Source organism: [Flexibacter] sp. ATCC 35103, assembly GCF_001975985.1.
Lineage (GTDB): Bacteria > Bacteroidota > Bacteroidia > Flavobacteriales > Flavobacteriaceae > Flavobacterium.
Map to the genome: position 1 here is coordinate 690,296 of NZ_MTQF01000003.1, position 26,036 is coordinate 716,331.

Annotated in this window: 22 protein-coding genes; 16 read left to right on the forward strand and 6 right to left on the reverse strand. The window is 31.7% G+C overall.

Going from position 1 to position 26,036, the window contains the following annotated elements; translation table 11 throughout:
• The first annotated feature begins 33 nt into the window (after positions 1 to 33).
• The 4 genes from BXU01_RS07190 to BXU01_RS07205 all read left to right on the forward strand — a co-directional run bounded on the left by BXU01_RS07190 (position 34) and on the right by BXU01_RS07205 (position 4,921).
• Entirely contained in the window at positions 34 to 2,799 is a 2,766-nt protein-coding gene (locus BXU01_RS07190) for a PD-(D/E)XK nuclease family protein (RefSeq protein ID WP_083692546.1), read from the forward strand.
• 293 nt (positions 2,800 to 3,092) lie between these two features.
• Positions 3,093 to 3,767 carry an ATP-binding cassette domain-containing protein gene (locus BXU01_RS07195; RefSeq protein WP_083692717.1) on the forward strand — a complete coding sequence of 225 codons (675 nt, stop codon included), beginning with the start codon at positions 3,093 to 3,095 and terminating at the stop codon, positions 3,765 to 3,767.
• A gap of 439 nt (positions 3,768 to 4,206) precedes the next feature.
• Positions 4,207 to 4,524, forward strand: a complete 318-nt coding sequence (locus BXU01_RS07200; RefSeq protein ID WP_083692547.1) for a roadblock/LC7 domain-containing protein — start codon at positions 4,207 to 4,209, stop codon at positions 4,522 to 4,524.
• A gap of 22 nt (positions 4,525 to 4,546) precedes the next feature.
• Positions 4,547 to 4,921 (forward strand): hypothetical protein, encoded by a 375-nt coding sequence (locus BXU01_RS07205; RefSeq protein ID WP_056248498.1) that lies wholly within the window; start codon positions 4,547 to 4,549, stop codon positions 4,919 to 4,921.
• Positions 4,922 to 4,994: 73 nt separating this feature from the next.
• Here the strand turns inward: BXU01_RS07205 and BXU01_RS07210 are convergent, their stop codons facing one another.
• The gene (locus tag BXU01_RS07210; protein WP_083692548.1) at positions 4,995 to 5,771 is read right to left on the reverse strand and encodes an alpha/beta fold hydrolase; all 777 of its coding nucleotides are present in this window, start codon (positions 5,769 to 5,771) and stop codon (positions 4,995 to 4,997) included.
• Between the two features lie 837 nt (positions 5,772 to 6,608).
• Between BXU01_RS07210 and BXU01_RS07220 the strand changes: the two genes are divergently transcribed.
• Complete coding sequence (locus BXU01_RS07220) at positions 6,609 to 7,127, forward strand: ferritin (RefSeq protein WP_083692550.1); 519 nt, start codon at positions 6,609 to 6,611, stop codon at positions 7,125 to 7,127.
• A gap of 65 nt (positions 7,128 to 7,192) precedes the next feature.
• Here BXU01_RS07220 and BXU01_RS07225 read toward each other — a convergent pair whose 3' ends face one another.
• Positions 7,193 to 8,485, reverse strand: a complete 1,293-nt coding sequence (locus BXU01_RS07225) for an aminopeptidase P family protein (RefSeq protein WP_083692551.1) — start codon at positions 8,483 to 8,485, stop codon at positions 7,193 to 7,195.
• A 430-nt stretch (positions 8,486 to 8,915) separates the two neighbouring features.
• Between BXU01_RS07225 and BXU01_RS07235 the strand changes: the two genes are divergently transcribed.
• Complete coding sequence (locus BXU01_RS07235) at positions 8,916 to 9,551, forward strand: hypothetical protein (protein ID WP_083692553.1); 636 nt, start codon at positions 8,916 to 8,918, stop codon at positions 9,549 to 9,551.
• A gap of 408 nt (positions 9,552 to 9,959) precedes the next feature.
• On the opposite strand, the gene BXU01_RS07240 is transcribed toward BXU01_RS07235, so the two are convergent.
• Entirely contained in the window at positions 9,960 to 10,373 is a 414-nt protein-coding gene (locus BXU01_RS07240) for a helix-turn-helix domain-containing protein (RefSeq protein ID WP_083692554.1), read from the reverse strand.
• A gap of 259 nt (positions 10,374 to 10,632) precedes the next feature.
• Between BXU01_RS07240 and BXU01_RS07245 the strand changes: the two genes are divergently transcribed.
• A complete protein-coding gene (locus BXU01_RS07245) occupies positions 10,633 to 11,979 on the forward strand; it encodes a polymer-forming cytoskeletal protein (protein ID WP_083692555.1) in 1,347 nt (448 codons plus the stop codon).
• Between the two features lie 53 nt (positions 11,980 to 12,032).
• Here BXU01_RS07245 and BXU01_RS07250 read toward each other — a convergent pair whose 3' ends face one another.
• Positions 12,033 to 12,215 (reverse strand): bacteriocin, encoded by a 183-nt coding sequence (locus BXU01_RS07250; RefSeq protein ID WP_083692556.1) that lies wholly within the window; start codon positions 12,213 to 12,215, stop codon positions 12,033 to 12,035.
• Positions 12,216 to 12,511: 296 nt separating this feature from the next.
• On the opposite strand from BXU01_RS07250, the gene BXU01_RS07255 reads away from it, so the two are divergent.
• The 5 genes from BXU01_RS07255 (at position 12,512) to BXU01_RS07275 (ending at position 17,215) form a co-directional block, all read left to right on the forward strand.
• On the forward strand, positions 12,512 to 13,252 hold the full coding sequence (locus BXU01_RS07255) for a LytTR family DNA-binding domain-containing protein (RefSeq protein WP_083692557.1): 741 nt from the start codon (positions 12,512 to 12,514) through the stop codon (positions 13,250 to 13,252).
• A gap of 289 nt (positions 13,253 to 13,541) precedes the next feature.
• Positions 13,542 to 13,700 (forward strand): hypothetical protein, encoded by a 159-nt coding sequence (locus BXU01_RS23845; RefSeq protein WP_255373718.1) that lies wholly within the window; start codon positions 13,542 to 13,544, stop codon positions 13,698 to 13,700.
• A 510-nt stretch (positions 13,701 to 14,210) separates the two neighbouring features.
• Entirely contained in the window at positions 14,211 to 14,390 is a 180-nt protein-coding gene (locus BXU01_RS07265) for a hypothetical protein (RefSeq protein WP_083692558.1), read from the forward strand.
• A gap of 294 nt (positions 14,391 to 14,684) precedes the next feature.
• A complete protein-coding gene (locus BXU01_RS07270) occupies positions 14,685 to 15,887 on the forward strand; it encodes a hypothetical protein (RefSeq protein ID WP_123773971.1) in 1,203 nt (400 codons plus the stop codon).
• Positions 15,884 to 17,215 (forward strand): hypothetical protein, encoded by a 1,332-nt coding sequence (locus tag BXU01_RS07275; RefSeq protein WP_123773973.1) that lies wholly within the window; start codon positions 15,884 to 15,886, stop codon positions 17,213 to 17,215. The genes BXU01_RS07270 and BXU01_RS07275 overlap by 4 nt, the downstream gene beginning before the upstream one ends.
• 66 nt (positions 17,216 to 17,281) lie before the next feature.
• Here BXU01_RS07275 and BXU01_RS07280 read toward each other — a convergent pair whose 3' ends face one another.
• On the reverse strand, positions 17,282 to 18,643 hold the full coding sequence (locus BXU01_RS07280; RefSeq protein ID WP_083692561.1) for a hydroxymethylglutaryl-CoA synthase family protein: 1,362 nt from the start codon (positions 18,641 to 18,643) through the stop codon (positions 17,282 to 17,284).
• Between the two features lie 361 nt (positions 18,644 to 19,004).
• On the opposite strand from BXU01_RS07280, the gene BXU01_RS07285 reads away from it, so the two are divergent.
• From BXU01_RS07285 to BXU01_RS07300, 4 genes are all read left to right on the forward strand, one after another.
• On the forward strand, positions 19,005 to 19,670 hold the full coding sequence (locus BXU01_RS07285) for a succinate dehydrogenase cytochrome b subunit (protein WP_083692562.1): 666 nt from the start codon (positions 19,005 to 19,007) through the stop codon (positions 19,668 to 19,670).
• A gap of 11 nt (positions 19,671 to 19,681) precedes the next feature.
• A complete protein-coding gene (locus tag BXU01_RS07290; protein ID WP_083692563.1) occupies positions 19,682 to 21,682 on the forward strand; it encodes a fumarate reductase/succinate dehydrogenase flavoprotein subunit in 2,001 nt (666 codons plus the stop codon).
• Positions 21,683 to 21,774: 92 nt separating this feature from the next.
• Positions 21,775 to 22,521 carry a succinate dehydrogenase/fumarate reductase iron-sulfur subunit gene (locus BXU01_RS07295; protein ID WP_083692564.1) on the forward strand — a complete coding sequence of 249 codons (747 nt, stop codon included), beginning with the start codon at positions 21,775 to 21,777 and terminating at the stop codon, positions 22,519 to 22,521.
• Between the two features lie 116 nt (positions 22,522 to 22,637).
• Positions 22,638 to 23,657, forward strand: a complete 1,020-nt coding sequence (locus tag BXU01_RS07300; protein ID WP_083692565.1) for a hypothetical protein — start codon at positions 22,638 to 22,640, stop codon at positions 23,655 to 23,657.
• A gap of 73 nt (positions 23,658 to 23,730) precedes the next feature.
• Here the strand turns inward: BXU01_RS07300 and BXU01_RS07305 are convergent, their stop codons facing one another.
• A complete protein-coding gene (locus BXU01_RS07305; protein WP_083692566.1) occupies positions 23,731 to 26,034 on the reverse strand; it encodes a family 20 glycosylhydrolase in 2,304 nt (767 codons plus the stop codon).
• Between the last annotated feature and the right edge of the window lie 2 nt (positions 26,035 to 26,036).

Genomic DNA, 26,036 nt, shown 5'->3' on the forward strand with positions numbered 1-26,036 from the left:
TCTTAATTGAATGGCTTTTTTTATTTTTATAAAATGATAAATAATTCTTTTCTCGGAAAAATAGCATCAGTTGTAATTCAGGATTATTCAGCTAAACTTGCTGAAACAACTATTATTTTACCTAATAAAAGAGCCAAGGTTTTTTTGATCGAAGCTTTAAAAAATGAAACAGCTAATACGATTCTTTCGCCTGAAATTATTAGTATTGAAGACTTTGTACAAGATGTAGCATCAATAAGATCTATAGATGCAATTGAGCTTTTATTTGAGTTTTATGAAGTGTATCTTTCTATAACCGATAAGCAAAACCAACAATCATTTGAATTGTTTGCCAATTGGGCAAAAACACTCTTGCAGGATTTTAATGAAATCGATCGTTACTTATTAGATCCAACTCATATACTGTCGTATTTAAAAGATATTGAAGACATAAAAAAATGGGGAATTGAAGTTGAAAACAGTACTAAACTTTTAGAAAATTATATTGATTTCTGGAAACTTCTGCCATTATATTATGATTCATTATATAATCATTTATTAAATAAAGGAATAGGATATCAGGGTTTAATATATAGAGAAGCAGTAAATAATCTAAATCACTTTTCGAATACCATTTCAAATAGGTCTTTTATTTTTGCCGGATTTAATGCTTTAAATGCTGCTGAAGAAAAAATTGTGCAACATCTTTTAGCTCTCGATCAGGCTAAGATTTATTGGGATGTTGATCAGGTTTTTTTAAATGATCCTTATCACGATGCCGGACTGTTTGTGCGTCGTTTTAAAGAAAATTGGAAACATTATAAATCACATATTTTTGAATGGATTGTAGATGATTTTTCACAATCAAAAAATATTCAGGTTATAGGGACTCCAAAAACTATTGGTCAGGCAAAATTGGCGGGAAGTATTATCGAAAACATAATAAATGAAAACCCGACTACATCTCTGGATAAAGTTGCGATCGTTCTGGGTGAAGAGAATTTATTAATACCAGTTTTATATTCATTGCCTTCTTCTGTTGGAAGTTTGAATATTACTATGGGATATTCCGGAAAAAATAATCCGTCTCAAATATTAATTGCAAAATTATTTAAAATGCATACCAATGCTCTTTCGCGAAAAGGGGATAGCTATGTTTTTTACTATAAAGATGTGCTTGATATTTTAACGCATCCTCTTATTGAGCCTTATGCAAACGCGGGAAATCTGGTGAGAATTATCAAGGAGAATAATTATACTTTTATTACTCATAACAGGATAATTGAACTTAATTCAAGCCAATCAAAATTATTTAGCTTATTGTTTCAAAAATGGGAAAATGGATCAATTGCTGTTCTTGAAAATGTGTCAGCGCTTTTGCTTTTAATAAAAGAGAATTTTAGTAACGATAGCGAAGAAGAAAAGATTGCAAAAGCATTTGTTTTTGCTGTTTTTAAAGTCATTAATAAGTTGATTAATTATTATTCGCAACATCATCATATTGATAATATTGATACTTTGCATGCTATTTACAAGCAAATTATTGATGTTGCCGAGGTTTCGTTTGAAGGAGAACCTTTGCGAGGATTACAAATCATGGGAGTACTTGAAAGTCGTGTTCTGGATTTTGATACTGTAATTGTAACTTCTATGAATGAAGGAAAATTTCCGGCTGGAAAATCTCAAAACTCATTTATTCCTTATGATGTAAAAAGAGAATTAGGTTTGCCAACATTCAAAGAAAAAGATGCTATTTATACCTATCACTTTTATCACTTATTGCAAAGGGCTAAAAATATTTATCTTATTTATAATACAGAGAATGATGGATTAGATGCCGGCGAACGAAGTCGTTTTATAACACAATTAGAGGTCGAGAAACAGCACAAACACAATCTTACTTTTGATATTTATAATCCTGTTTTGCCTACATCTGCTTATCAGCCAATGGTGGTTCCTAAATCTCAGGCTGTAATGGAACGCTTAAAAGAAATTGCTGCAAATGGTTTCTCTCCGTCTGCATTAACGAGTTATATTCGAAATCCTATTCAGTTTTATTTTCAAAAAATCCTGCGTATTCGTGAAGTCGAAGAAGTAGAAGAGAATATTGCATTGAATACGCTGGGAACAATTATTCACGAAAGTTTAAAAGCTTTGTATGATCCTTTTGTTGGTAAATTTATATCTGAAGCTGATATCGAAAATTGCTTTAAACTATTAGATAATGAAGTATTAAATCAGTTCAAAGTAGTTTATAAAGAAGGTGAAATTAAAAAAGGACGTAACCTTTTGGCGTTTGAAGTCGCAAAACGAAATGTTTTTAATTTCCTGAAAATGGAATTAGAAGCAATCAAAAATGGTGACGCAGTAAAAATCATTGCTTTAGAGAAAACATACGAACGTGAACTGAATCATCCTAACTTGCCATTTCCGGTTTTAATTAAAGGAAATGTCGATAGAATTGAATTGCGTAACGGAAAAATTAGAATCATCGATTATAAGACCGGTAAAGTAGAAAAAACGAACGTTGTGCTTAAATCCTGGAACGGATTAGCACAAGACCTCAAAAACGACAAAATTATTCAGGTTCTGGCTTATGCGTTCATGTTCGAAAACGAAGCTGCAGGATTACCTATCGAAGTTGGAATTATTTCGTTTAAAAATCTAAAATCAGGTTTTTTGCCTTTTGGATTTAAAGAAGATAAAGAGTTGAATTCTACAGTTACAAATGAAATTTTAAAAAGCTATTTAGAAGAAGTTGTAGTATTATTGGCTGAGATTTTTGATGAGAATATTCCTTTTGCAGAAAAAATAAATTAAGATATCAGAAAGCTGCATAACATATTCGAATTTTTTAAAACCACTCTAATTATTAATTTAAGTGTTTGCGCTATAGCAGTTTTATTTGGTGGCTTTGATTACTTTTTTATAATATTTCTAAGTTTTGGATTTTTGATGAGTATTGCTTTTAAGGAGTTATACCGCCAGAATGAGTATTTATTTTATTCGAATAATGGGATTTCAAAACTTCAGCTTTTAGTTTGTGCTTATATTTTTACTTTTTGCACTACAATTTTAATTGGTTTGTTGACTTTTTTAATAAAGAATTTATTTTGAAGAAACATATTTTAGAAGTTGACGGAATTCAAAAAAAGTATGGTGAAAGAGTAATTCTTTCAGATGTATACCTGAAATGTGAAACATCTCAGATTATTGGTTTATTAGGAAGAAATGGATCCGGAAAATCAACTTTGCTAAAAATAATTTTCGGAATAATATCAGCCCCAAATAAGTGTATTCGTATAGATTCTGTTTCTAAAAATAATGAAAGCAGTCTGTTAAGTGAAGTTAGCTATTTATCACAAGAGCAATTCATACCGAATCATTTATCCGTAAAAAAGGCAATCTCATTATCGGTCGATAAACAAAAAATAATTTTTTTTAACAAAGATGAGTTCATTCAGTCTATTTTAGATAAAAGAATAAGTCATTTATCTAGTGGCGAATTGCGTTATCTGGAGATAAAAATAGTTCTCTCGAATCCTTCAAAATTCGTTTTACTCGATGAACCTTACAACGGATTGTCTCCGTTAATGATTGAACTGGTAAACGAAATGATACTCAAAAATTCTTCTCAAAAAGGAATTGTTATTACAGATCACAATTATAAAAATGTAATCAATATTTCATCTAAAATCATTTTGATTAAAGATGGTAAAACACATTATGTCAAACATAATGCAGAACTGGTACAAAAAGGTTATTTGGTAGATTTGGGGTTTTTGTAAGTACTTTTTAACTGAATATTTTTTTGAAAAAGCCTTTCTTTTCGCTCTCTTGCGAATTTAAATTGTTTAAACTTCCATTCTCAAAACGAAATCTTCTAAACTTCATCAATTTTACATTTAGGTCAAATCGTAATTCATCAACTGTTTTCATTTGTTACATTTTTTTTGCAAAGTTATTAAAAACTTGCGGTAAACGGAATTTGTTACACGGCTTAAAGTAATAATTAAGAGATATGAATCAGATTGTTATTTTTATAGATAAATCCTCTTTTTTTGTTTAACTTTTTTAAAAAGTTTATTTTAAAAATTAAGAAACATTATAGTATAAATAAAAGTAATTCAAATGGTTACGAGTGTCTTTTTTTTAACAAGTGTTTATCGAACAGTTTTGTTTATTAAAAATATCTTTGGCTCTTCTTAAAAATGAAACGATAAGATTATGATTGATTTAAATACACTTGTACAAGAAACCGGCGCTGAATCTGGATTAACTTTTAATATAGATGGCATCTTGCTGGAATCGGTTAATTTAGAGTATGATGGGAATGTAGCGGCAATGATTGGGATGATATTAAAAATGTGTTTGGAGATGTCTGAAGATGTAAATAACGGAGATCTTAAACAAGTAATGATTAAGAATAAAGATGGTATCGTGGTTGCCAATAAAGACGAATACGATAACTGTGTTGCACTGCTTTCTAAAGATATAAGTAAAATGGGACTTTTGTTACGCAAAATGGACTCTGTTTTTCAATAATTAATTTAAATACAATCAAAACATGTCAGATTTTTTACAAGATTTTCAAAACGATTTAAAAGAAAACGTTAACGGATTTATTGCTGTATCAGTAACTGAAGTGGAAACAGGAATGTCATACTGTTCACTTTCTTTAAATCCAAATTTTGACCCGGAATTAGCATCTGCTTATAATTTAGAAGTTGTAAAAGCAAAACTAAATGCAATTAAAGCTTTAGGATTAGATCAAAAAATCAATGATATCTTAATTACATTAACAGATCAAATTCACATTATTGATGTTTCTGAAGATGGTAAATATTTTATTTATTTAGCTGTTGATTCAACAAAAGCGAATCTTGGATTAACAAGAGCAACTTTGGCTAAATTTAAAAAAGACATTATTACAAAACTATAATTTTTGCCCCCAATAATGAAAAAAGGCTGTTCATGATTATGAACAGCCTTTTTTGGTTTTTAAGATTGTTAGATTATTCAAAAAAATCTAACAATATAGTTTCAAGTTCTTCTTTGTTTTCGATCTGGCTCATATGTCCGTCTTCAAAAGAAACCAGTTTTACGTTTGTGTTTTCTATTTGGGCAATGTTTTCTTCATAGTTTAAAACCGGATCTTTTTTGCCTAGAATCAATAAAACCGGAAATAAGTTTTTGTGCAAAAGCGATTCTCTGTCTTTTCGTATTTTCATTCCTTCAAGCGAAGCTACAATTCCTTGCAGCGGTGTTTTTAGAGCCTGAATTTTTACTTTTTCGATTTCATCAGCTAATCTGGTTCGGTTGTTTTCGCTGAACAAATTACCAATCGCAAGACTTACAAAGTTTACATAATTTTGTTTTACCGCTTTTATAGCGCGATTTCGATTTATTTTTTTCTCGTGACTATCGGCTTTTGATGTCGAATTTAATAAAACCAGTTTATTGATGTTCTTTGGGAATAATTCGGCGAAAGCCAAACCAACATAACCACCCATAGAATGACCAAGAACTGTCGCTTTTTCAATTTTTAAATGTTGTAAAACTTCCTGAACTACGTTGGCATTTTCCTCCATAGAATGCACATATCCCAAACAGTCAGATTCGCCGTGACCTAATAAATCAATTGTTATAACCCGATATTTTTCAGAGAAAAGAGCAACATAGTCTTTCCACATTTTTTTGTTTTCCAGAAAGCCGTGAAGTAGTACAATTGCAGTTCCCTGACCTGAATCAGTATACGAGATCTTGGTGTTTTTATATGATAGAGTTTTCAAAATGATATTTTAAGTTTAAAGTACAAAGATAAGAAATGACAAAACCATATAAGTTATATAAGTTCATTTGAGTTAAAAATAGTAGTTATCGCGTTCAACTTTATGTTAAATGTTTAAACCATATAAGAGATATAAGTTCATTTTAGTTTAAAAAAAGTTATTCAATTCACTCTTATACTAAATATTCAAAGCATATAAGCTTATGTGAGTTTGAAAAAAAGCATAAAGATTGTGATTTAAATGAACTTATATCACTTACATGGTTCAAAAAATACGGTCATTCGAACTGTTTTTAAGAACATTAAATGATTTTGTTATTTTAAATTAGTCTTAATTATGCTTGTTATTACTTTAAATTCTATATTTTTGCATCGTTATTATATTTTATCAGAATGGCATTAATTAGTGATTTGACCTCCAAAGTATTATTTGAAACCGAAAAAGGATACAGTTATCAATGTGACTTGACCAATAGTATAATTATCAATTTTGTTGATACGGTGTCAAGTTATAAAATCCATGATTTTTTGATTTTTCAAAGAAAGGTTAATAGCGTTGACATTCTCAATATGCTTTATGACTTATCTGATCAGTCAGACGCACAGTTGATTGAAACTACTAAAAGAAATTTTTCCAGAAATCTTACTATCTGCGAAATAGTCCAGTTACGAGATTTATTAAACGGAACAAAATTTACCCTCACTTTACATTCTATGCTTTGCAATATTGTCAATGTAGAGCTTATTTAGATTCTTACTTAGATTAAATCCAAATTTTAAGGCATTTAGAGCTGCCTTGTATAATTTTTGTAATTTTACATAGATAAAAACAAAGGTTATGAAAGATTTACTAAGAACAAGTACTTCATTAGTTGAAGGAATAGAAAATATATTGAACTTACAGGCAAAAATAGAAAGCGACGCTTCTAATAAATATTTAGCTATGGCTGCATGGTTAGATAGAAATGGTTTTGAAAATACAGCATCTTATTTGTACAAGCAAGCCGAAGAAGAAAGAGAGCATTTTCTAAAAGTTTTCAAATATATTACAGATATGGGAGGGATTGCAGTTACGCCATCTGTTCCGGAAGTGCAGCAGGAATTTGCTTCTTTTAGAGAAGTATTTGAAATTGCTTTGCAAAACGAAATTGCAGTTACTCAGGCGATTAATAGAGTAATTGCAAAATGTAGAGCTGAGAATGATTATGCTACAGAAGATTTTATGATGTGGTATGTAGCTGAGCAAAGAGAAGAAGAGAAAAATGCAAGAAGAGCTTTAGAGCTTTTTGAACTAATCAACGGAAACGAAGCTGACGGAAAATTTCAATTGGATGTTCAGATTTCAAAAATCGGATAAATATCGATTTATATAAAAAAACAAAGCCCTTAATATTTATTAAGGGCTTTGTTTTTTATCATGATTTATTGATTCATTAAGCTTTCGATTTCGTCTACTTCTATAGGAATATTGCGCATTAGGTTAAAAGGTTCTCCTTTTTCCTGAACCACAACGTTATCTTCTAAACGAATCCCGAATTTCTCCTCCGGAATATAAATTCCTGGTTCAACCGTAAAAACCATATTGGCTTTCATAGGCTCGTGAAGCAAACCATAATCGTGCGTATCAAGACCCATGTGGTGAGACGTTCCGTGCATGAAATATTTTTTGTAAGCTGGCCATTCCGGGTTTTCGTTCTGAACATCGGCTTTATCAATTAATCCTAAACCTAATAGTTCAGATGTCATGATTTTACCCACTTCAATATGGTATTGTTTCCAAAGTGTTCCTGGAGCCAACATTTTTGTAGCCTCATTTTTCACTTTCAAAACAGCATTATAAACGGCTTTTTGTCTTTCAGAATATCTTCCTGAAACCGGAATTGTTCTCGTCATATCGCTCGAATAATTAGCATATTCTGCCGCAACATCTAATAAAATTAAATCTCCGGCTTTACATTGTTGGTTGTTTTCGATATAATGTAAAACGTTTGCATTATTTCCCGAAGCAATAATTGGCGTGTAAGCAAAACCTTTAGAACGGTTACGGATGAATTCGTGAACCAATTCGGCTTCGATTTCATATTCAGTAACATTTGGTTTTACAAACGACAATAATCTACGGAAACCTTTCTCTGTAATATCACAAGCTTGCTGAATCAAATCTATTTCTTCGCTTTCTTTTACAGAACGAATGCGTTGCAAGATTGGGTTACTTTTTGCGACATTATGTGCTGGATAACGTTCTTTCCACCATTTTACAAAACGAGCTTCGCGAGTTTCAGTTTCAACTGTTGCGCGATAATGTTCGTTTGTGTTAATGTACATTGTATCTGCATACGTCATCATTTCGTTCAAAACTTTATGAAAATCCTGCAACCAATAAACCGTTCTAATTCCCGAAACCTGAAAAGCACGTTCTTTGCTTAGTTTTTCGCCTTCCCAAACCGCGATATGATCATTAGTTTCTTTTAGGAAAAGAATTTCTTTTTGGTTCTCATAAGGCGCATCCGGAAACAAAAGCAAAATACTTTCTTCCTGATCAACACCGCTCAGATAAAAAATATCTCTGTGTTGTGCAAATGGCAAAGTACTATCTGCGCTAACCGGGTAAATGTCATTTGAGTTAAAAACGGCAACACTGTTAGGCTTCATTTCTGCCGTGAATTTTCTGCGATTTTTTATAAAAAGAGCGCTGTTTATTTGATGATATTTCATAATAACTTAGTTTTTGAACTTCGAATTTCAAAATTACTAATTTTTAGACAATGGCATAAGATTGCTTTATTAAAGTTTTCTTATTTGTTTGAGATTTTTTCTCTCGCAGATTTTGCAGATTTATTCTTTTTATTTCATTATGTTTTTCACTGTAATCTTTGTCATTTCGACGAAGGAGAAATCTTCGTAAGTAACTCGACAAAGATTTGAAAAAAAATCTTAAAACCTCAATAATGGCGTGTCCCTCCGGGTCAGGCTTTCGGCTATATCTTTTATTCCGCTCCGCTTCATAAAAGGATACCGCCTCAATCCTTCACGCGATTTTTGGTTTCATAATAAATTTAGTTGTGAGAAGAGAAAAATTACACTTTGCGGATTCTGATATTTAGTATATTGCTACACTAATCATAATTTTTAAAACAAAATTAATATGGGGAAAATTAATGATTCAATTATTGAGAATTTAAAAGAAATAGAAAAGGAAGCAAAGGCAATTGTCAAGGAAGATTTAGAAGAATCAGAAAATGAAACCTACTTGGCTTTTTATAATTTATGGAAAAATCAGGACAGAAAAGATCATATCGACTTAATGGTTGAAGACTTAAAATTGAATATTGATACGTATTGGCTCGCTGAAAAATATAATAAGGATATTGAAAAAAAAATCAATATGATTTATTTTGAACATGGCGGTTTGTATGGTGGAGAATTAGAGGCTTTTTCTATTAATTTTGATGATTCAAGTTTTGAATTATCAGAATTTAAAATAATAGATGATCGAATGGATTATTTAGATAATATTTCTTCATTACCCGCTTTTGTTTCGCCTACATTATACCATCTAACAGAGAATATTCAAGGAGAAGAAGATAAATTTGATGATTTTATTGATGTAAATAATATTTATGAGCTGTTTGAAGCTACTGCATTAATCGAAATAAATAAATTGTTTGAAAGAGCAAATGAGGAAAATTTATTTGAAAAACTAAATCTGAAAAAACCATTTTATTTAGCAGTTGCTGAACATGATACCGGTGCTCCAAAATTAATTTATGTTATAGAGTAAAACTAAATCACGCAGGTATAAGATCTTTAAAAAAAGGCTGAAAGCCTCAAAGAAATAGCGTAGTGCAAAGCACTACGAACTAAATTAACTACGAATATTGCTCTGAAAGAGCAAAAGCAAACAGGCAATGTAGAATATGAAAAAGACAAGATAGCTTAAAAAAAACGATTCAAAACATTACCAAACACTTCCTTTGAGATTAGGCTTTCGCCCTTATAGGGCTAAATCTTAATCGTTATTCATTCATAGTGCTTCGCACCATGCTATTGCTAAAGCTCTTTCAGAGCATATTTAGAACACTTATGATTTGCAATCTGCGCCCGCAATAAAAAATAATCAAAACCCATAAAAAAAACCGAAGCCTCTAAAAACTTCGGTTTTTTCTATAAATATATCTTTCTGTAAAACTTATTTCTCGCTCAATAACTTCTCTAAAAAAGCAACTTTATCTTTTTCAGCTTCAACCAATCTTTCATAAAGTTTTTCATTTTTATCAATAGCTTCAAGAAGTTTATCTAACGGATTAAAAGTGCATCCATAACTTATTACAGAAGAACCAGTATTGTTTTCTATTTCGAAAGTATTCCCCATAATATTAAAAACAGCTTCTTCAGAAAAATTCCTTATTACTTCGGCAGGAATGCCCAAAACTTCGGCAATTGCCTTTAGTTTCTCTTCATCAACGCTTTCGCTTCCTTCAATACTCGAAATAGTTTGTTGACTTACGCCAATAGCAATTGCAAGAGCTTCTTGCTTCATATCTCTAAGTTCTCTGATTCGGCTAATGTTTCTGCCTATGTGTTTTGGTTTTGCTGTGCTCATGATTCAAAGATATTTAAAATTCTTTTTATATTTTTTGATTTGGTAGAAAACAAGCCTGAGTTTGTAAGATACATTTTGTAAATTGTTTCCTAAAATGTAAAAATACAATTTTTCTGACGATTGCGTTAAACCCGACAGGTTTTTAAAACCTGTCGGGTTTAGAAGATCCAAGATGAATGAGAGTTTTTAGATAACTATAAAATAAATTATTGAGAAGTGACCAAACGGTTACACAAATAAAACAGTTTAAAATAATAAAATGCATAATTCAGCTTTCAAATTAATAACAATAAAAGAAGTTAAAGCCCAATATCCTTTTTTGACAGATCATGAAGGATTTGATTATTTTGATGAATGGAACGACGAAGATTTCTTTATTGTTGCAAACGAAGATGTAATCTTTAAAGATAATTTCTACTTAGATCTTTATGAAGAAAAAGAAAAGAAATGGCTTTCGAATATCTTAAATCTACCATTAAAAGAAATTGAAAAAATACAAATTGAAGGAATTCTCATAAACGGAAATTTCACCACAAACGGAACCATTATAAATGCCGAAGGAGATTATGGACCGTATGTTTTTATTAGCGGAAATGTGACTTGCCAAAGTTTATTATTAGGCGGTTCATATGTTGAAATAGAAGGAAATGTCAAAGCAAAAGAATTGGTAATGAGTTCCTATAATCACGGAAATTTTAAATGTTCCGGCGTTATAGATTCTCCCGTTTTTATAGCCGAAGATCATTACACGACTTTTACAGATCGAAAAAACGATTTGTTTTATTATAATGATAAAACAGATGAAGTAGATCCAAAAAATGAGTGCACATATGATGAGGATTCAGGTGAAGATATTATCTCAGTCGAGTTGCGAAAACATCTTGATAACCCGTTAATAGAGACTTTCGAAGAGTTGAAACGGGAATTAGAATTTGGAGAATTAATTTTAAAACAAAATAATCCTCCTGCAAAAACTTACGAATATTGGCGCGATCGCGTTTTATCAAATTATAGAGATCTTAAACTGGTTCCGAAAGAATTTAAAACCGAAGAACTTTGTAATCTGGCCTTAAATACTACTTATCATGCTTTACCATTTATTAATCAGAACTTAATAACTCCTGAATTCTGCGATAAATTAGTTAGCAAAGATGGTTTTGCAATTCAGGTTATTCCTGATGAATTTATGACAAAAGAACTTTGCTTTAAAGCGGCTGAAAATGGAACAGCGCTACGATTAATTCCGTCAGCATATTATTCTGAAAAACTGATCTTGTCAGTTTTCAAGAACGGAAAACATCAACCGGATATCAATGATGTTCCTTCTGAATTTATTACCAAAAGTTTACTCGTAGGATATGTAATAATAGGTAAGGGATTATGGCTTGATAAAGCCTGCAAAGAAAACGGAATTGATAAAGTAGAGATTTTAAAACGAGTAATTGATTCCGGAATTCAATATTTGGATACTGTTTTTGGGAATCATTTTAGTGCCGAAGTTGTTGATTATGCGGCTTCTATTTATAATAATGAAAATCATAAACCGGAATGGAATAAGTATGTTCAAAAATATAAGGTTAAATTTGAACGTCTTGGATTAACATAAAAAAAAACTGCTATCGACAAGATAGCAGTTTTAATACATTAATGATTATGTTGTTATACAGCTCCATATTCCATACAAACACTATTTGTTGCTGTTTTGTATAAGTACCAACCACATGAGTTTATAGTATAAAAAGTGACTTCTTGACCGTTACATAATGGCCATGGTTCGCAGTTTCCTGTACCACCGTTAATTGATTTCAGTTCTTCTTTTGATAATTTTTGGAAATTTTTCATAAGTAATTTGTTTTTTGGGTTTTCCTACTCTATAAGTTTTTCGGATACGACTTTGATAAAAATACAAATTATTTTTTAAATAAATACTTACAAAAAATAGGTATTGCTATTTTGTTGATTCTTTAAGAATCTGTAATCTTCTTGATTTTTTAAAGATAAATTCGAGGTAATTTCCTTCTTTTTGTGTTTTTATTGTAATCGTAGATTTTCTGAATAAGTGAAAAACTGGTAGATCTAACTTGAAATATGTTGAATTAAAGTCTAATATTGTATAGTAATAATTGCTTTAAGAAAAAATGAAACAACTCAATACATCCATAAAACATAATCTAATAGTAGGTTTATGTATTGCGTTATGGATTTTTGTTTTTGCTTTTATCATAAGACCTTTTGATGACGGAACTTTAAATTTCAGGTCGTGGCTTTTTATGAGCATTGGCTTTAGTTCTATGGCATTTTTGTGTTATGGCGTTCTTGCGGTTGTTCAAAAAAGAGTTTATGAAAAAACCTCAATATGGAATTTAAAGTTTGAAGCAATTAGTCTGATATTTTTTTATCTAATTTATTTAATTGCCGTTTATACCTATTATAAAAGTCCAATTTTAAACGGTGGATATAGTTTTGCAGCGTTCTTTATCATCATATTTATAAAAGTTGCTTTGATCTTAACTCCTGTAATTATTCTGGCGAGAAGATATTTACTCAAGCTGATTCCTGTACAACAAGATATTTTAACTTTTAGAGGAGAAAATAAATTAGATGTTTTAAAAATTAAACAAGAAGATTTGGTCTGTATTTCAAACGCTCAAAATTATGTAGAGATTTTTTATATCGAAAACGAAAAACTCACCTCAAAACTTATTCGTTCTTCGCTAAAAAAAATTCAGGAAGATTTTACTTTTTTAGTACAAATACATCGGTCTCATTTAATAAATACAAGGCATTTTAAATCCTGGAGAAATCAAAATACTGTTATTTTAACTCAAATAGAACTTCCGGTTGCTAAGAATTACAAAGGAGCTTTGTTGGCTTTGTAATTTCGTACCTAAAATAGATAGTTTTATACCTATGCCAGTAAAATAAGGATTCGCGAAGATTTTTCATTTTAGTTTTGCTTCATCAATTTTAAAAATTAATTATGAAAACAAAACATCTTTGCCTTCTCGGATTATTCTTTTTTGTTACTAGTTATTTATTATTTTCTAAAGTTTTGCCTGACTTTCAAAAACCAATCGATTTTGCACATTGGTTTAACCTTCTTTGCTTTTTATCGGATTGGCAATGCACGCGGTCAATTTTATAAAAACTAATTTTATAAGTTCAATCATGGTTCTTGTAAGCGCACCAACAATTGGTTTTTCGTTTTTTATATTAAAAAACGGAGTTTATATGTTATTGAGTTGTTTGGTTTTTGCCTTGGGATTGGGTTTATTGTTGTATAGAAATGAAACTGAAAAAGTATTGGATAAACAAAACAAGTTGTAAAATTGTAGTTTTTGTTTTAATTCGTATTTTCGTTTGATCAAAAAAATACTCCAAATTAAATCGATTGAATAAATATCTAAAATATCTGCTTTCTCTCTTTCTGGTTTTTAGCCTGATTGCAAATGATTGTACGATAGATTCTCAGTCGAAATCCGCAGATTATTATCAATCTTCCTGTGTTATTTTAAGGAGAGAATTAGATTTTAGAAACTCTCGTTTCATCTTTAGTTATTCAAAATCTTTTTTTAAAACGGTATTTTTAATTCCTGTACTTTATCTTGGACTTAAGGATGTTTTTAATTTTCAGGTTAGAATTGTTCACAAATTACAAACACTTCTTTATCAAAACATACATTCATTTATGAGACAATTTGTATTCATGAATGAAATGATAACCTCAAACAACTTATACAAAAGTTTATACAGCGCTTAGAGAATTCTTTTCTAAGTATTTATGCTTTTCAAGGCATATGATGATACAATAATGTCTAATCATTTATCATTTTCAAAATGTATAAACACAATAATAAAACACGTTTAGTACAATCTAAACGACCACTTCATTGGATAAAAAGAAAAATGGTGGTAATAATAACAGCCTTTATGTTAGGAATGTCAAACGGAATGAATGTTCACGATCAAACCATTAAAGGAAATCAAAATTATACGGAACAACATAAAAAGGATTAATAATTTGAAATTTAAAATAAAAACCGGAGCAATTATAGTTTCGGTTTTTTTATTTTATTAAAATGAATTGCTGCAAGTCAGAGCGTTATAGTTGTAATATATTTAAAGTTAAAATTTAAATTATTTTTCTTTCAAAAAATGAATTTCAAACCTAAATGTTAAAATTTTTTTAATAGTTTTGGGCAAATTCCTACACAACCACTAATCCTTATTATGGACAAAAAAACCAAATTTTTTAAAACCGTTATATTACTTCAATTTATTCCCGCTTTCTTACTTGGTCTCTTGATTTTAATGAATTATAGAAAGCAGAAACTTCTTAATATTAGAGATTTTCATCCGCATGAATTTAATTATGGACACGCAGTTTCTTTAATTTTCTTTGGCGTTTGTTTTCTTGTTTCTATTTTAATTGTGTTTCTAAAAAAAGAGGAGGTTACAGAAGATGAAGCTGATATGCAAAAGAAAGTTCGCCAGCAAAACTTTTGGAAATTTGCATTTTACTGCAATGTTTTCTTCTTAATAATCATTGCTGTTTTTGCATTTGGGTTATATCGAAAAAATCCATTTATAATAGATCAGCCAACTCTATTTTATAGTTTAGTGGTTTTAAGATCTTTTCTCATTATAATATTAAGCTTAGTAACGGCTTCCTTTTTTTTAGCGGCGGGGATTTATTGGAAATCAAATAAAACACTTGCACTTTTTATATTGATCTTTAGCTTTTTCATAATTGTTGCATCCTTTACTTATGAAGTTGTTTTTATAGGTGAATTTATGAATGCCTCAGAAAATTATATCAATCGAAGAGATGAAAAAGGACTTTCGTCTGATGCCGCAGAAACATCAGAAGATTATGTAGAAGCAGACAACGAACAAGTTGATCCAGAGGTCGAAAAGTCTAAATTGCTATCGTCATGGAATTCTTTAATTCCGGATTGGGGAGGACTTGACGGGAAATATGATTTTTATGATGTCAGAATTTTAATGGGCAGAAGTTTAGATGATCATATTACCGAAAATGACTATTATTATCTTGTTCAATACATTGATAATATTAGAGAAAATCCTGATGCACTTTATTTAGGATTCGAGAATTACAGATCCGTAATCTATAGCGTTATTTCGCCTGAAATCTATCGCAAGGCAAATTTTGATAAAATTGTAGACGGGTTGCTTTTGACATACGATGACATTGGTGCCGAAAATGAAAAATTAAAAGAAATCTACAACGCTATGCATCAGCCTTATGGCAGTTCCAGACCTAATATGGAAAAATATTATTCGGATTTTGGAAAATATTTCACTGTAGAAACAATCGAAAAACTTCAGGCTTATAAGTTTTCTAATAATGCAGATTTTAAAAACGCTGATATAATGTGGTTTTATAGTTTTTGGGCAAGAAGAAATAATGAAGGAAATATAAAAGAGATTGCAATAATCTTAAACGAAATAAAAGAGCAGTACGACGCAAATTCAAACTCAGAAGAAGAATGATAAAGTCTTATAAAATAGTTATAATAATCCAGTGCATAATATTGCTGATTTTTAGTTTTGTTTTTAATGAAATATATAACGATGATATCCAGTTAATACCTTTGATTCAGTTATTGGTAATTGGGTTTTCGCCTTTAATTGTATTGGCCATTTCAATTATAATTCAAAGATTGATAGTGGCTGTAATACATTCTGATTCGACAAATGATGAAGTGAATAAGGAAGTGCCAATTGATAAATTTTGGAAGAATGCATTTTTTATCAATGTAATTTTTGGAGCTTTAACTTTTTTGTCCTCTATTATTTCTTCTGTTTTAAAATTAGAAGTTGGAGTTGTGAGTTCAGATTATATTTATCGATTTTTTTTCTCTTTAGATATTTTAATGATTGCCAGTTTAATAATAAGTCTGGTTTTAAGAATAAAAGATTCCGTTATTGAAATAACTAAGTTTCTTGGTTTTTTAATGCTGTTTATTGCGATACTCATTTTTTCTTTTTCCTTGTATTTAGCGGTATTAAATGTGGTAACAGTACGATCTTATAGTGGTGATAGTATAATTGGAACCTTAAATTCAGTCTCTGAAACCGAAGAAGTTGCTACAGATGTCGAACATGAAAGTGAAGGCGAAGGAGAAGGCGAGGAGTCAGAATCTGATTATTATGGCTTTAACGAAATGAGTTTTCCGGAAGTAAATATAAACGGATACTTCAAAGAACTTTTTGAGGATTCGAGTTATGATAATACCAAAACGCAGGATCTTACTAAGAACTTTTTATCGGATTTTTTAGTATTAGAAAAAGATCAGTCCTTTACAGGAATCCGAATTGCAATAGAAAGAGGATTCGCTTATGATGAGGAAATAAAAAAAGTAGATGAAAAAATAAGGCGAAATCCTGAAGCGATTCGGGAAGCTTTTGATAGTTATAATACTTTGTTGTATGCTTTTTTATCGAATAAAATTTATTTTGATTCCAATTTAAATCGAATTGTAGATGCCTTAATAAAAACTCATGAGGATATTTATGAAACAGAAAATCCTGATGAAAGATTAACTAAAATCTATAAAACAATGATTTTTGGTGCGCAAAAAGAGTTTCCTAATTATTATTATAGTGAGATAAAACCTTATGCATCAGAGAATGTTTTGAGTTTAGTAAGCAAAAATGCAGAAACAAGTTCAGAGAAAGATAATAGTAATGCAGAATATGCTTCGCAACTTAATACAGTCTGGATTTATAGTTTCTGGGCAAGACGACATAAAGAAAAAAATGATGATGTTGTTTTTGAAATCCTAAAAGAAATCAAGCAACATTATAGTGAAGATTAATGAACTGATATAAAAAAACCGAAGCTAAGTGCTTCGGTTTTTTTATGATTTAAAATTGGGATTTTATTAATCAACCCATTTATAATATCTCGCTCCAATTAAATTTGGGATTTCTTTTTCGATTTTATCTAAAATCCATTCGTTTTTAGGAGTTCGAATACTTTGTTTTTGTTCTTTTTTATGAAGGCTTTCATAAGTTTCAAAACCAATTTCTGTGCTTTTTTCTAAGTTTTCGAAAAGTTTAGTTTTGGCTAAAGCCGATTGCCAGTTTGGTTGAATTGTTCCTTCGAATACTTTCGATTTCGATCCGCTTCCGTAAGCTAAGAATCCAAATTTAGTTCCGGCAACTTCTTGCTTTGTATCGTAATAATGAGCCAAAGTCGATAATAATCCCATGAAAATAGAACCTGTATAAAGGTTTCCTATTAAAGAAGAAGCCAATTCTGCAGGTTGCAATTTCTCGGTTACAAATTTTCTGTACTCATCAGATTTCCCAACTTCTTTGATTTTAGTTTGATAATCTGCAGGTTCGATATTTTCTGCAATGATTTTATCGGCATGATCTAAAGCGTAAATTTCAGATAACATTCTGCGTCCCTGAAAAGAATAAGGCAAATGCATGATAATGCTGTTCCAGGTATTGTATAAAGTTTCGGTAGTGTTTTTTAATTTCTTAAACGAAAAATACGCATTTCGCGTACGATCCATATAACATTGATTCGAATATTGACCATCAAAAACCGGTTGATCTTTGTGGATTTCGATTTCGGCTTCCAGATTATCAAACCACGGATCGTTATTTTCGTTTTGGGTAATTGCTTGTTTAGAAAGACTTCTGTAAGGTTTAAAGAAATCAAAAACGCCTTTTGTAGATGTTGCCCAATTTTCATCAAAAGCAATAATTATTGGATTCGAAGTTACCAGCATTGCAAGAGCTCCCGCGCCTTGAGTGTATTCTCCGGTTGAATTTAAATCGTATTTAGCAAAATCTGTCGTAACAACAATTGCTTTTTTAGTTGGATTCAGTTTTACGAAATCTATGCAGTTTTGCAAAGCATCAACTCCGCCAATACAAGCAAAAGTAAAATCGACAACATCACATTCAGATAAAGAATCTTCTCCAAATTTTTGTTCCATTAAACTTATTAAGAAAGAACTAATAGGTTTAGAACTGTCTATTCCGCTTTCGGTTCCCACATAAATCCGGCTTATTTCGTTTAAGTTTATTTCGTTCTCAAGAATTAGTTTTGTTAAAGCGTTTGCTCCAAAAACTACAGCATCCTGATGAACGTCAGGCAAGGTCATTTTAATTAATCCGAGACCTTTTTCTAATTTTTCTGGTTCAATATTTCTGGCGATTGCCAAAGTTTTTATGGGTAAATGTATGTTGGCTACATCAAAAGAGATAGCGTCAATTCCTGTTTTCATTATATTTTTTTTGAAGCCGATAAAGGTAAAATTATGTTGTGGAATGACAATTTTTTAATCCTATAAAATTCCAATGCACAGAAACTTTTAAAGAAAACAAATTAAAAGTTTACTTAAAATAATAATATGATAAACTTTTAGAGCAGCGTAACACTATTTGTTTGTGGTGAATAAATTTGCTAAAAAACAGTTTTTCAAAATTTTATAATAAAATAATTTGGGATACAGTATTTTTTATACGTAAAAGTACGTAATACGTAGGCTATTTTAAAATGATTATAAATAACAGCGAAATGGTTGTAGTTCTTTGTTAATTGAGTTATTTTTGTGTAATTTTTTAAAACAAACTACTTAAACACTTATGGCACAATCTGCACTATTGAATGCTTCCATCTTAAAGAAAGTGGCTATGGCCCTTTCGGGAATATTCTTAATCACGTTTTTAGCGCTGCATGTTTCCTTAAATTTTATTTCTATTATTAGTGAAAATGTTTTTAACGAAGCGTCTCACTTTATGGGATACAATCCGCTGATTCAATATGTAATGCAACCAGTTTTGGCAATCGGAGTAATTTTCCATTTCGTTATGGGATTTGTTTTGACAGCTCAAAATACTGCTGCAAGACCAATTGCGTATGCAAAATACAACGGAGCTGCAAATGCTTCCTGGAGTTCTAGAAATATGATTATTTCTGGATTGGTTATTTTGGCTTTCTTAGGATTGCATTTTTATGATTTCTGGTTTCCGGAGGTTAACTACAAGTATATTGCAGGGGCTACACCAGATGCTACAAGATATTATGGAGAACTGGTTCATAAGTTTCATGACCCAATCCGTACAGGATTGTATTGTATCTCATTTGTGTTATTAGGTTTTCACCTTTGGCACGGATTCGGTTCATCTCTTCAATCAATGGGGATGCACAATAAGTATTCTAGATTTTTAAGTAAAGTAGGTTATGGTTTTGCAGTTGTAGTACCGGCACTTTTCATAATTATCGCATTATTTCATCATTTCAATAATTAATATAAATTATAATGGCATTAGATTCAAAAATTCCACACGGCCCAATATCGGACAAATGGACAGATTATAAAGATCATATTAATTTAGTAAATCCGGCTAACAAACGTAATTTAGATATTATCATTGTTGGTACAGGTTTGGCTGGAGGTTCAGCTGCGGCTACTTTGGCTGAGCAGGGATATAACGTAAAAGCTTTCTGTTTTCAGGATTCACCTCGTCGTGCGCACTCTATTGCAGCACAAGGTGGTATCAATGCAGCAAAAAATTATAAAGGTGACGGTGACTCAGTTTACAGATTATTTTATGATACTGTAAAAGGAGGAGATTACCGTGCACGTGAGGCAAACGTTCACCGTTTAGCTGAAGTTTCTGCTAATATTATTGACCAATGTGTGGCTCAAGGAGTTCCATTGGCTCGTGAATATGGTGGATTATTAGATAACCGTTCTTTTGGAGGAACTTTGGTTTCTCGTACTTTTTACGCACAAGGACAAACTGGACAACAATTATTGTTAGGAGCTTATTCTGCAATGAACCGTCAGATTGGTCGTGGAAAAGTAAAAATGTACAACCGTCACGAAATGCTAGATATAGTTATCGTAAACGGAAAAGCGAGAGGTATTATCGCTCGTAACTTAATCACCGGAGAAATAGAAAGACATTCTGCTCACGCGGTAGTAGTTGGTTCTGGAGGATACGGAAACGTATTTTTCTTGTCAACAAATGCTATGGGAAGTAACGCAACAGCAGCTTGGAAAATACATAAAAAAGGAGCGTTTTTCGCAAATCCTTGCTACACGCAAATTCACCCAACTTGTATTCCGGTTTCAGGAGATCACCAGTCAAAACTGACTTTGATGTCTGAATCGTTACGTAATGACGGTCGTATTTGGGTTCCTGCAAAACAAGAAGATGCAAAAGCGATTCGTGAAGGAAAGAAAAAAGCAACAGATTTATCTGAAGCAGAAAGAGATTATTTCTTAGAAAGAAGATATCCTGCTTTTGGTAACTTAGTACCTCGTGACGTTGCGTCTCGTGCTGCAAAAGAAAGATGTGATGCTGGTTTTGGTGTTAACAAAACTGGAGAAGCTGTTTACTTAGATTTCGCAGCAGCGATCAAACGTTACGGAACTGAAGAAGCTTTCGTTAAAGGTTTAGACGCTAATGATGCGGCTTTGGTAACTAAATTAGGAGCTGAAATCGTGAAAAGTAAATACGGAAACTTATTCCAGATGTATTACAAAATCGTTGACGAAGATCCTTATACAACACCAATGATGATTTACCCAGCGGTTCACTACACAATGGGTGGAACTTGGGTTGATTATAACTTAATGACTACAATTCCGGGATGTTTCTCTATTGGAGAATCTAACTTCTCTGATCACGGAGCAAACAGACTTGGAGCTTCTGCTTTGATGCAAGGTTTAGCTGATGGATATTTCGTATTACCTTATACTATTGGAGATTATTTAGCTCCGGATATTAAAATGGGAGAAATTTCTACAGATTTACCAGAATTCGTAGCAGCAGAAAAAGAAGTAAAAGATCAAATCGATAGATTTATCAATAATAAAGGAACTCATTCTGTAGATTATTTCCATAAGAAATTAGGAAAAATCATGTGGGATAAAGTAGGTATGGCTCGTAATGCTAAAGGTTTAACTGAAGCTATCGAAGAAATTGCAGCTTTACGTGAAGAGTTTTATAAAGATGTAAAAGTTCCTGGAAGCGCTAATGAATTTAATCAGGAATTAGAGAAAGCGACACGTGTTGCCGATTTCTTAGAGTTAGGAGAATTGTTCGCGAAAGATGCATTACACCGTAATGAATCTTGTGGAGGTCACTTCCGTGAAGAATACCAAACAGAAGAAGGAGAAGCACTTCGTGATGACGAAAACTTTGCATATGTTGCAGCTTGGGAATACAAAGGAAAACCAAGTGATGCAGTATTACACAAAGAACCTCTGGTTTACGAAAACATTAAATTAGTACAAAGAAGCTACAAATAGCAATTAGTCAAAAGACTAAAGTCTTAAAGTCAAATGACTAAATGTTAAGTGACTTTCGACTTTCGACTTTATGACCTTCAAACTAAAACAGTATGAAACTTACATTAAAAATATGGCGTCAGAAAAACGCCCAGGATAAAGGGGGAATTGTTGATTACCCAATCGACGGAATCGAACCAGATATGTCTTTCCTTGAAATGCTTGATGTTCTTAACGAACAATTAATCAATAAAGGAGAAGAGCCAGTAGCATTTGACCACGATTGTCGTGAAGGAATCTGCGGTATGTGTTCATTATTTATCAACGGAGAAGCACACGGACCAGACAGAGGAGTTACTACTTGCCAGTTACACATGCGTATGTTTAAAGATGGTGACACGATTTTTATCGAGCCATTTAGAGCAAAAGCTTTCCCGGTAATTAAAGATTTAGTAGTTGACAGAAGTTCTTTTGACAGAATTCAACATGCAGGAGGATTTATCTCGGTAAATACTTCAGGAAATACAATTGATGCAAATACAATTCCGATTAACAAACATGATGCAGATAAATCATTTGATGCTGCTGCTTGTATTGGTTGTGGAGCTTGTGTTGCAACTTGTAAAAACGGATCAGCAATGTTATTTGTTGGAGCAAAAGTATCTCAATATGCATTATTACCTCAAGGTAAAGTAGAAGCTGTTGATCGTGTTTTAAACATGGTTCACCAAATGGATTTAGAAGGTTTTGGTAACTGTACAAATACAGGAGCTTGTGAAATCGAATGTCCAAAAGGAATTTCACTTGAAAATATCGCACGTATGAACCGTGAGTATTTATCTGCAAGTTTGAAAGGATAATTTAAACATACATTTAGTTTATATAAAAACGCATTCATTAAGTTGGATGCGTTTTTTTTTGTACTATTTTTATCGCACCTAAAAAATAATATACACCAAAAAACAAATCTTATTAAATGAAAAGAATTTTACTTATTGTAATGCTTGCCCTAAGTATTCAAAATTATGCTCAGGTAGCGGTAACTCCTTCTGACCGTGGTTCAAACGATCCCTTTGAAAAAGGAGAGCTAGAAAAATTTAAAGCTACTACTACCGTTTTTGTACTGCCTCAGTTGAATAAAAAAGAAAATTATGAAAAAATCCTGAAAGAAGTCTGGACAGTTACTCCGTATAAAGTCGTCGACTATAAGGATTTTAATATGATGGATTATACAGATGGTAAGTATTCAATTGCAAAATTCATGGGTGATATAACTACAAGCTCAAAAGGTACCGTTTACATTCATACCAATTTTGCAATACGAATTTTAGATAAAGAGAAATTCGATAAAGGAGTTGCAAAACTGAAGTCAGACGACAAAAAATACGATAAAAAACTGAACGTGGTTTTAAATGAAAATTTGATTTATATAGCGAGAGCTCCTCTTTCTGCCAATAATAAATTTTTAAATGATGCAATGGGAACTAGTAAGGTAAAAAAGACATTGAGCGAATTGTATGAACAAATGTATACGGAACAAAGTTTTACCAATACCAATCTCGGAATGTTGAAAAATTACTTTCAACAGATTAATCAAATTATAAGTAAAGGAGAACATTGCGGACTTTATGATGATTTTGCAAAACCGGAAATCAAGAGCTTAAAAGAGGCTACACTTTATATTCCGGAAGCTTATATGATGGAATATAGCCCATGGAAAGGAACTGAAAAGCTTAGAGATGAAAAAGATCTTAAAAAACTTGTTGAAGATTATAAATACAAATATCAGTTTATTAAAGATGAGGATCTGGAAAAGAAGATTTTAAATAATGAAGATATCTATTATTTGAGATATGTAAGTATGAATGGAAATAAATATTTGCAAGTAGTTAATGCTAAGACTGGTGATGCTCCCTATTATTTTTATGGTGCCGGTTTTGCATATAATTTAAAAGATGACGATTTTAAAAATATTAGTAAAGCAGCATCCAAATAGATTTTTAATAATCTAAATTGATGCTTTAAAAAAAAGACGCATTTGCCACAGCAAATGCGTCTTTTTTATGTTGTTATTCGTAATACAATTGCGAAGCACTTATTTCTTGTTTTTCCCTTCCTTCCTGTTGAATGTAGCACGTTAAAGTCGTTCCTCCAATCTGATCAAAATAACCAATATTTATTTTATGGAAACCTTTTTCGAGTTTTACAGCTCCATATGCTTCGTTTAGCCAATGAATACCATCATTATTAACCACTAATTCATTATCGATAAAAAGCTTCGATCCATCATCTGAAAGCGTCGAAATCGTGTAATTTGCCGTTTCCGGAATATAGATGTATCCGTCGAATTTTAAGCCGATGTAACGCTCTGTTTTCGTTTTCCATTTTTCGCTGCTTATCACGCCTTCAAAAATGCCTGAATTAACAGGTTTTGCTAAATCTAAATCCTGAACTTGCTGGAATAATGTTCCGGTATAATAATCAAATTTCAAACCTTTCTTAGTTGGTTTTATAGCTAAAGCCGATTTTAATTCCGGATTTCTAACCAATATTTTATTAATAGAACTTCTTCTTCCGCTAGGACTAATTTGAACCGTTTTTATAATTCGAAATTCTCCTTTTGGGATATTTATTGTGACCGGTTTTGTGTAAAGTTCAGCTGTTTCATCAGGATTATATCCATCAATTGTATAGAAGATTTGTCCGCTTTTGATCGTTGGTTTTAAATCCAAAACATATTTTGATCCAATTAAAGCTGTTTCATTAGAACCAAAAGGACTCGGAACTTTATACAATCTTTTCTGCGCTTCCAGTTTTTCCAAATGATGCGGAATTTGATTCAGAATAAAATGGTTGTAATTTTTATTTTGAGGTTCTGTCCAGGCAATTTCTGCTAAAGCAAATACACGCGGATAAATCATATAATTTAATTTTGCCGGACTTGTTAAGTATTCTGACCAAAGATTAGATTGTACTCCTATAATATATTTTTGTTCCTCAACGGTCAAACTATCAACCGGAGTTGGGTTGTAGTTGTACATTTTTTCAACCGTGGTTAATCTTCCAATTGTTAAAGGCTCTTGTGGCGAATAGCCCTGGTTATAATCAAGATATAAAACTTGTTCCGGATTCATGATTACGTTATGTTTCTGTTTTGCAGCGCTAATTCCTCCAGCTTCGCCTCGCCATGACATTACAGCTGCGTTTGGTGCTAATCCGCCTTCGAGCATTTCGTCCCAGCCTAAAATTTGTCTTCCGTTTTTATTTAGGAATTTCTCGATTCGGGTTGTGAGATAACTTTGTAATTCATGTTCGTCTTTCAATCTTAAATCTTTGATTCTTTTTTGACAATTCGGACATTCTTTCCATCTTGTTTTCGGGCACTCGTCTCCACCAATATGAATGTATTTACTTGGAAATAAAGCCATAACTTCCGTTAAAACATCTTCGAGAAAAGTAAAAGTCTCTTCTTTTCCGGCACAGAAAATATCTTCAAAAACGCCCCAGCTTTCAATAACTTTATATTGACGATCCGGAAAACAAGACAAATTTGGATAAGCCGTAACTGCTGCAGTTGCATGACCGGGCATTTCGATTTCAGGAATAATATTCACATAATGTTCTTCGGCAAATTTTACAACGTCTTTGATTTCCTCCTGCGTATAAAATCCTCCGTATGGATTTCCGTCAAAAAAATACGGGAATCTTTCGAATTTATTTCCCACTAAAGTCTGTGCTCTTTTTGAACCTACTTCGGTCAGTTTTGGGTACTTTTTTATCTCGATTCGCCATCCTTGATCGTCTGTTAAATGCCAATGAAAGTTATTTAATTTATAACTGGACATTTGTGCGATAAAATCTTTTATAACATTGACAGAGAAAAAATGACGGCAAACATCGAGGTGAAGCCCGCGGTAGTTGTATCTAGGCTCATCTTCGATGGTAACGCAAGGTAATTTTACTTCTTGATTCGTGATTTTGTTCGGGAGCATTTGCAATAAACTCTGAACGCCATAAAATAATCCTTCTTCACTTCCGGTAACGGTTATTTTTTTTGCTGTAATATTGATTTTATACGCTTCTTTTTTTAAGGAAGCGGATGGATTTTTAGTAATGAATAAAACTTCAATAGCACTCTTTTTTGAAGACACATTTTTGTTAATAGCAGCTTCAAAAATGTTTGCCGTTTTTTGTTCTTTCGCACTAAATTTATTCTTTTCGAAAATAACTTTAATTTGTCCGTTTAAACGAATACTGTCTCCGTTTGCTTTGTATGAATTTGGAGCAGGAATTATAGATTTGTTTTCAAAAGAAGTTTGGGCACTTATGACCGTGCAGCAGAATATTAAAAAGAGGAAGAATGTTGTTTTCATGT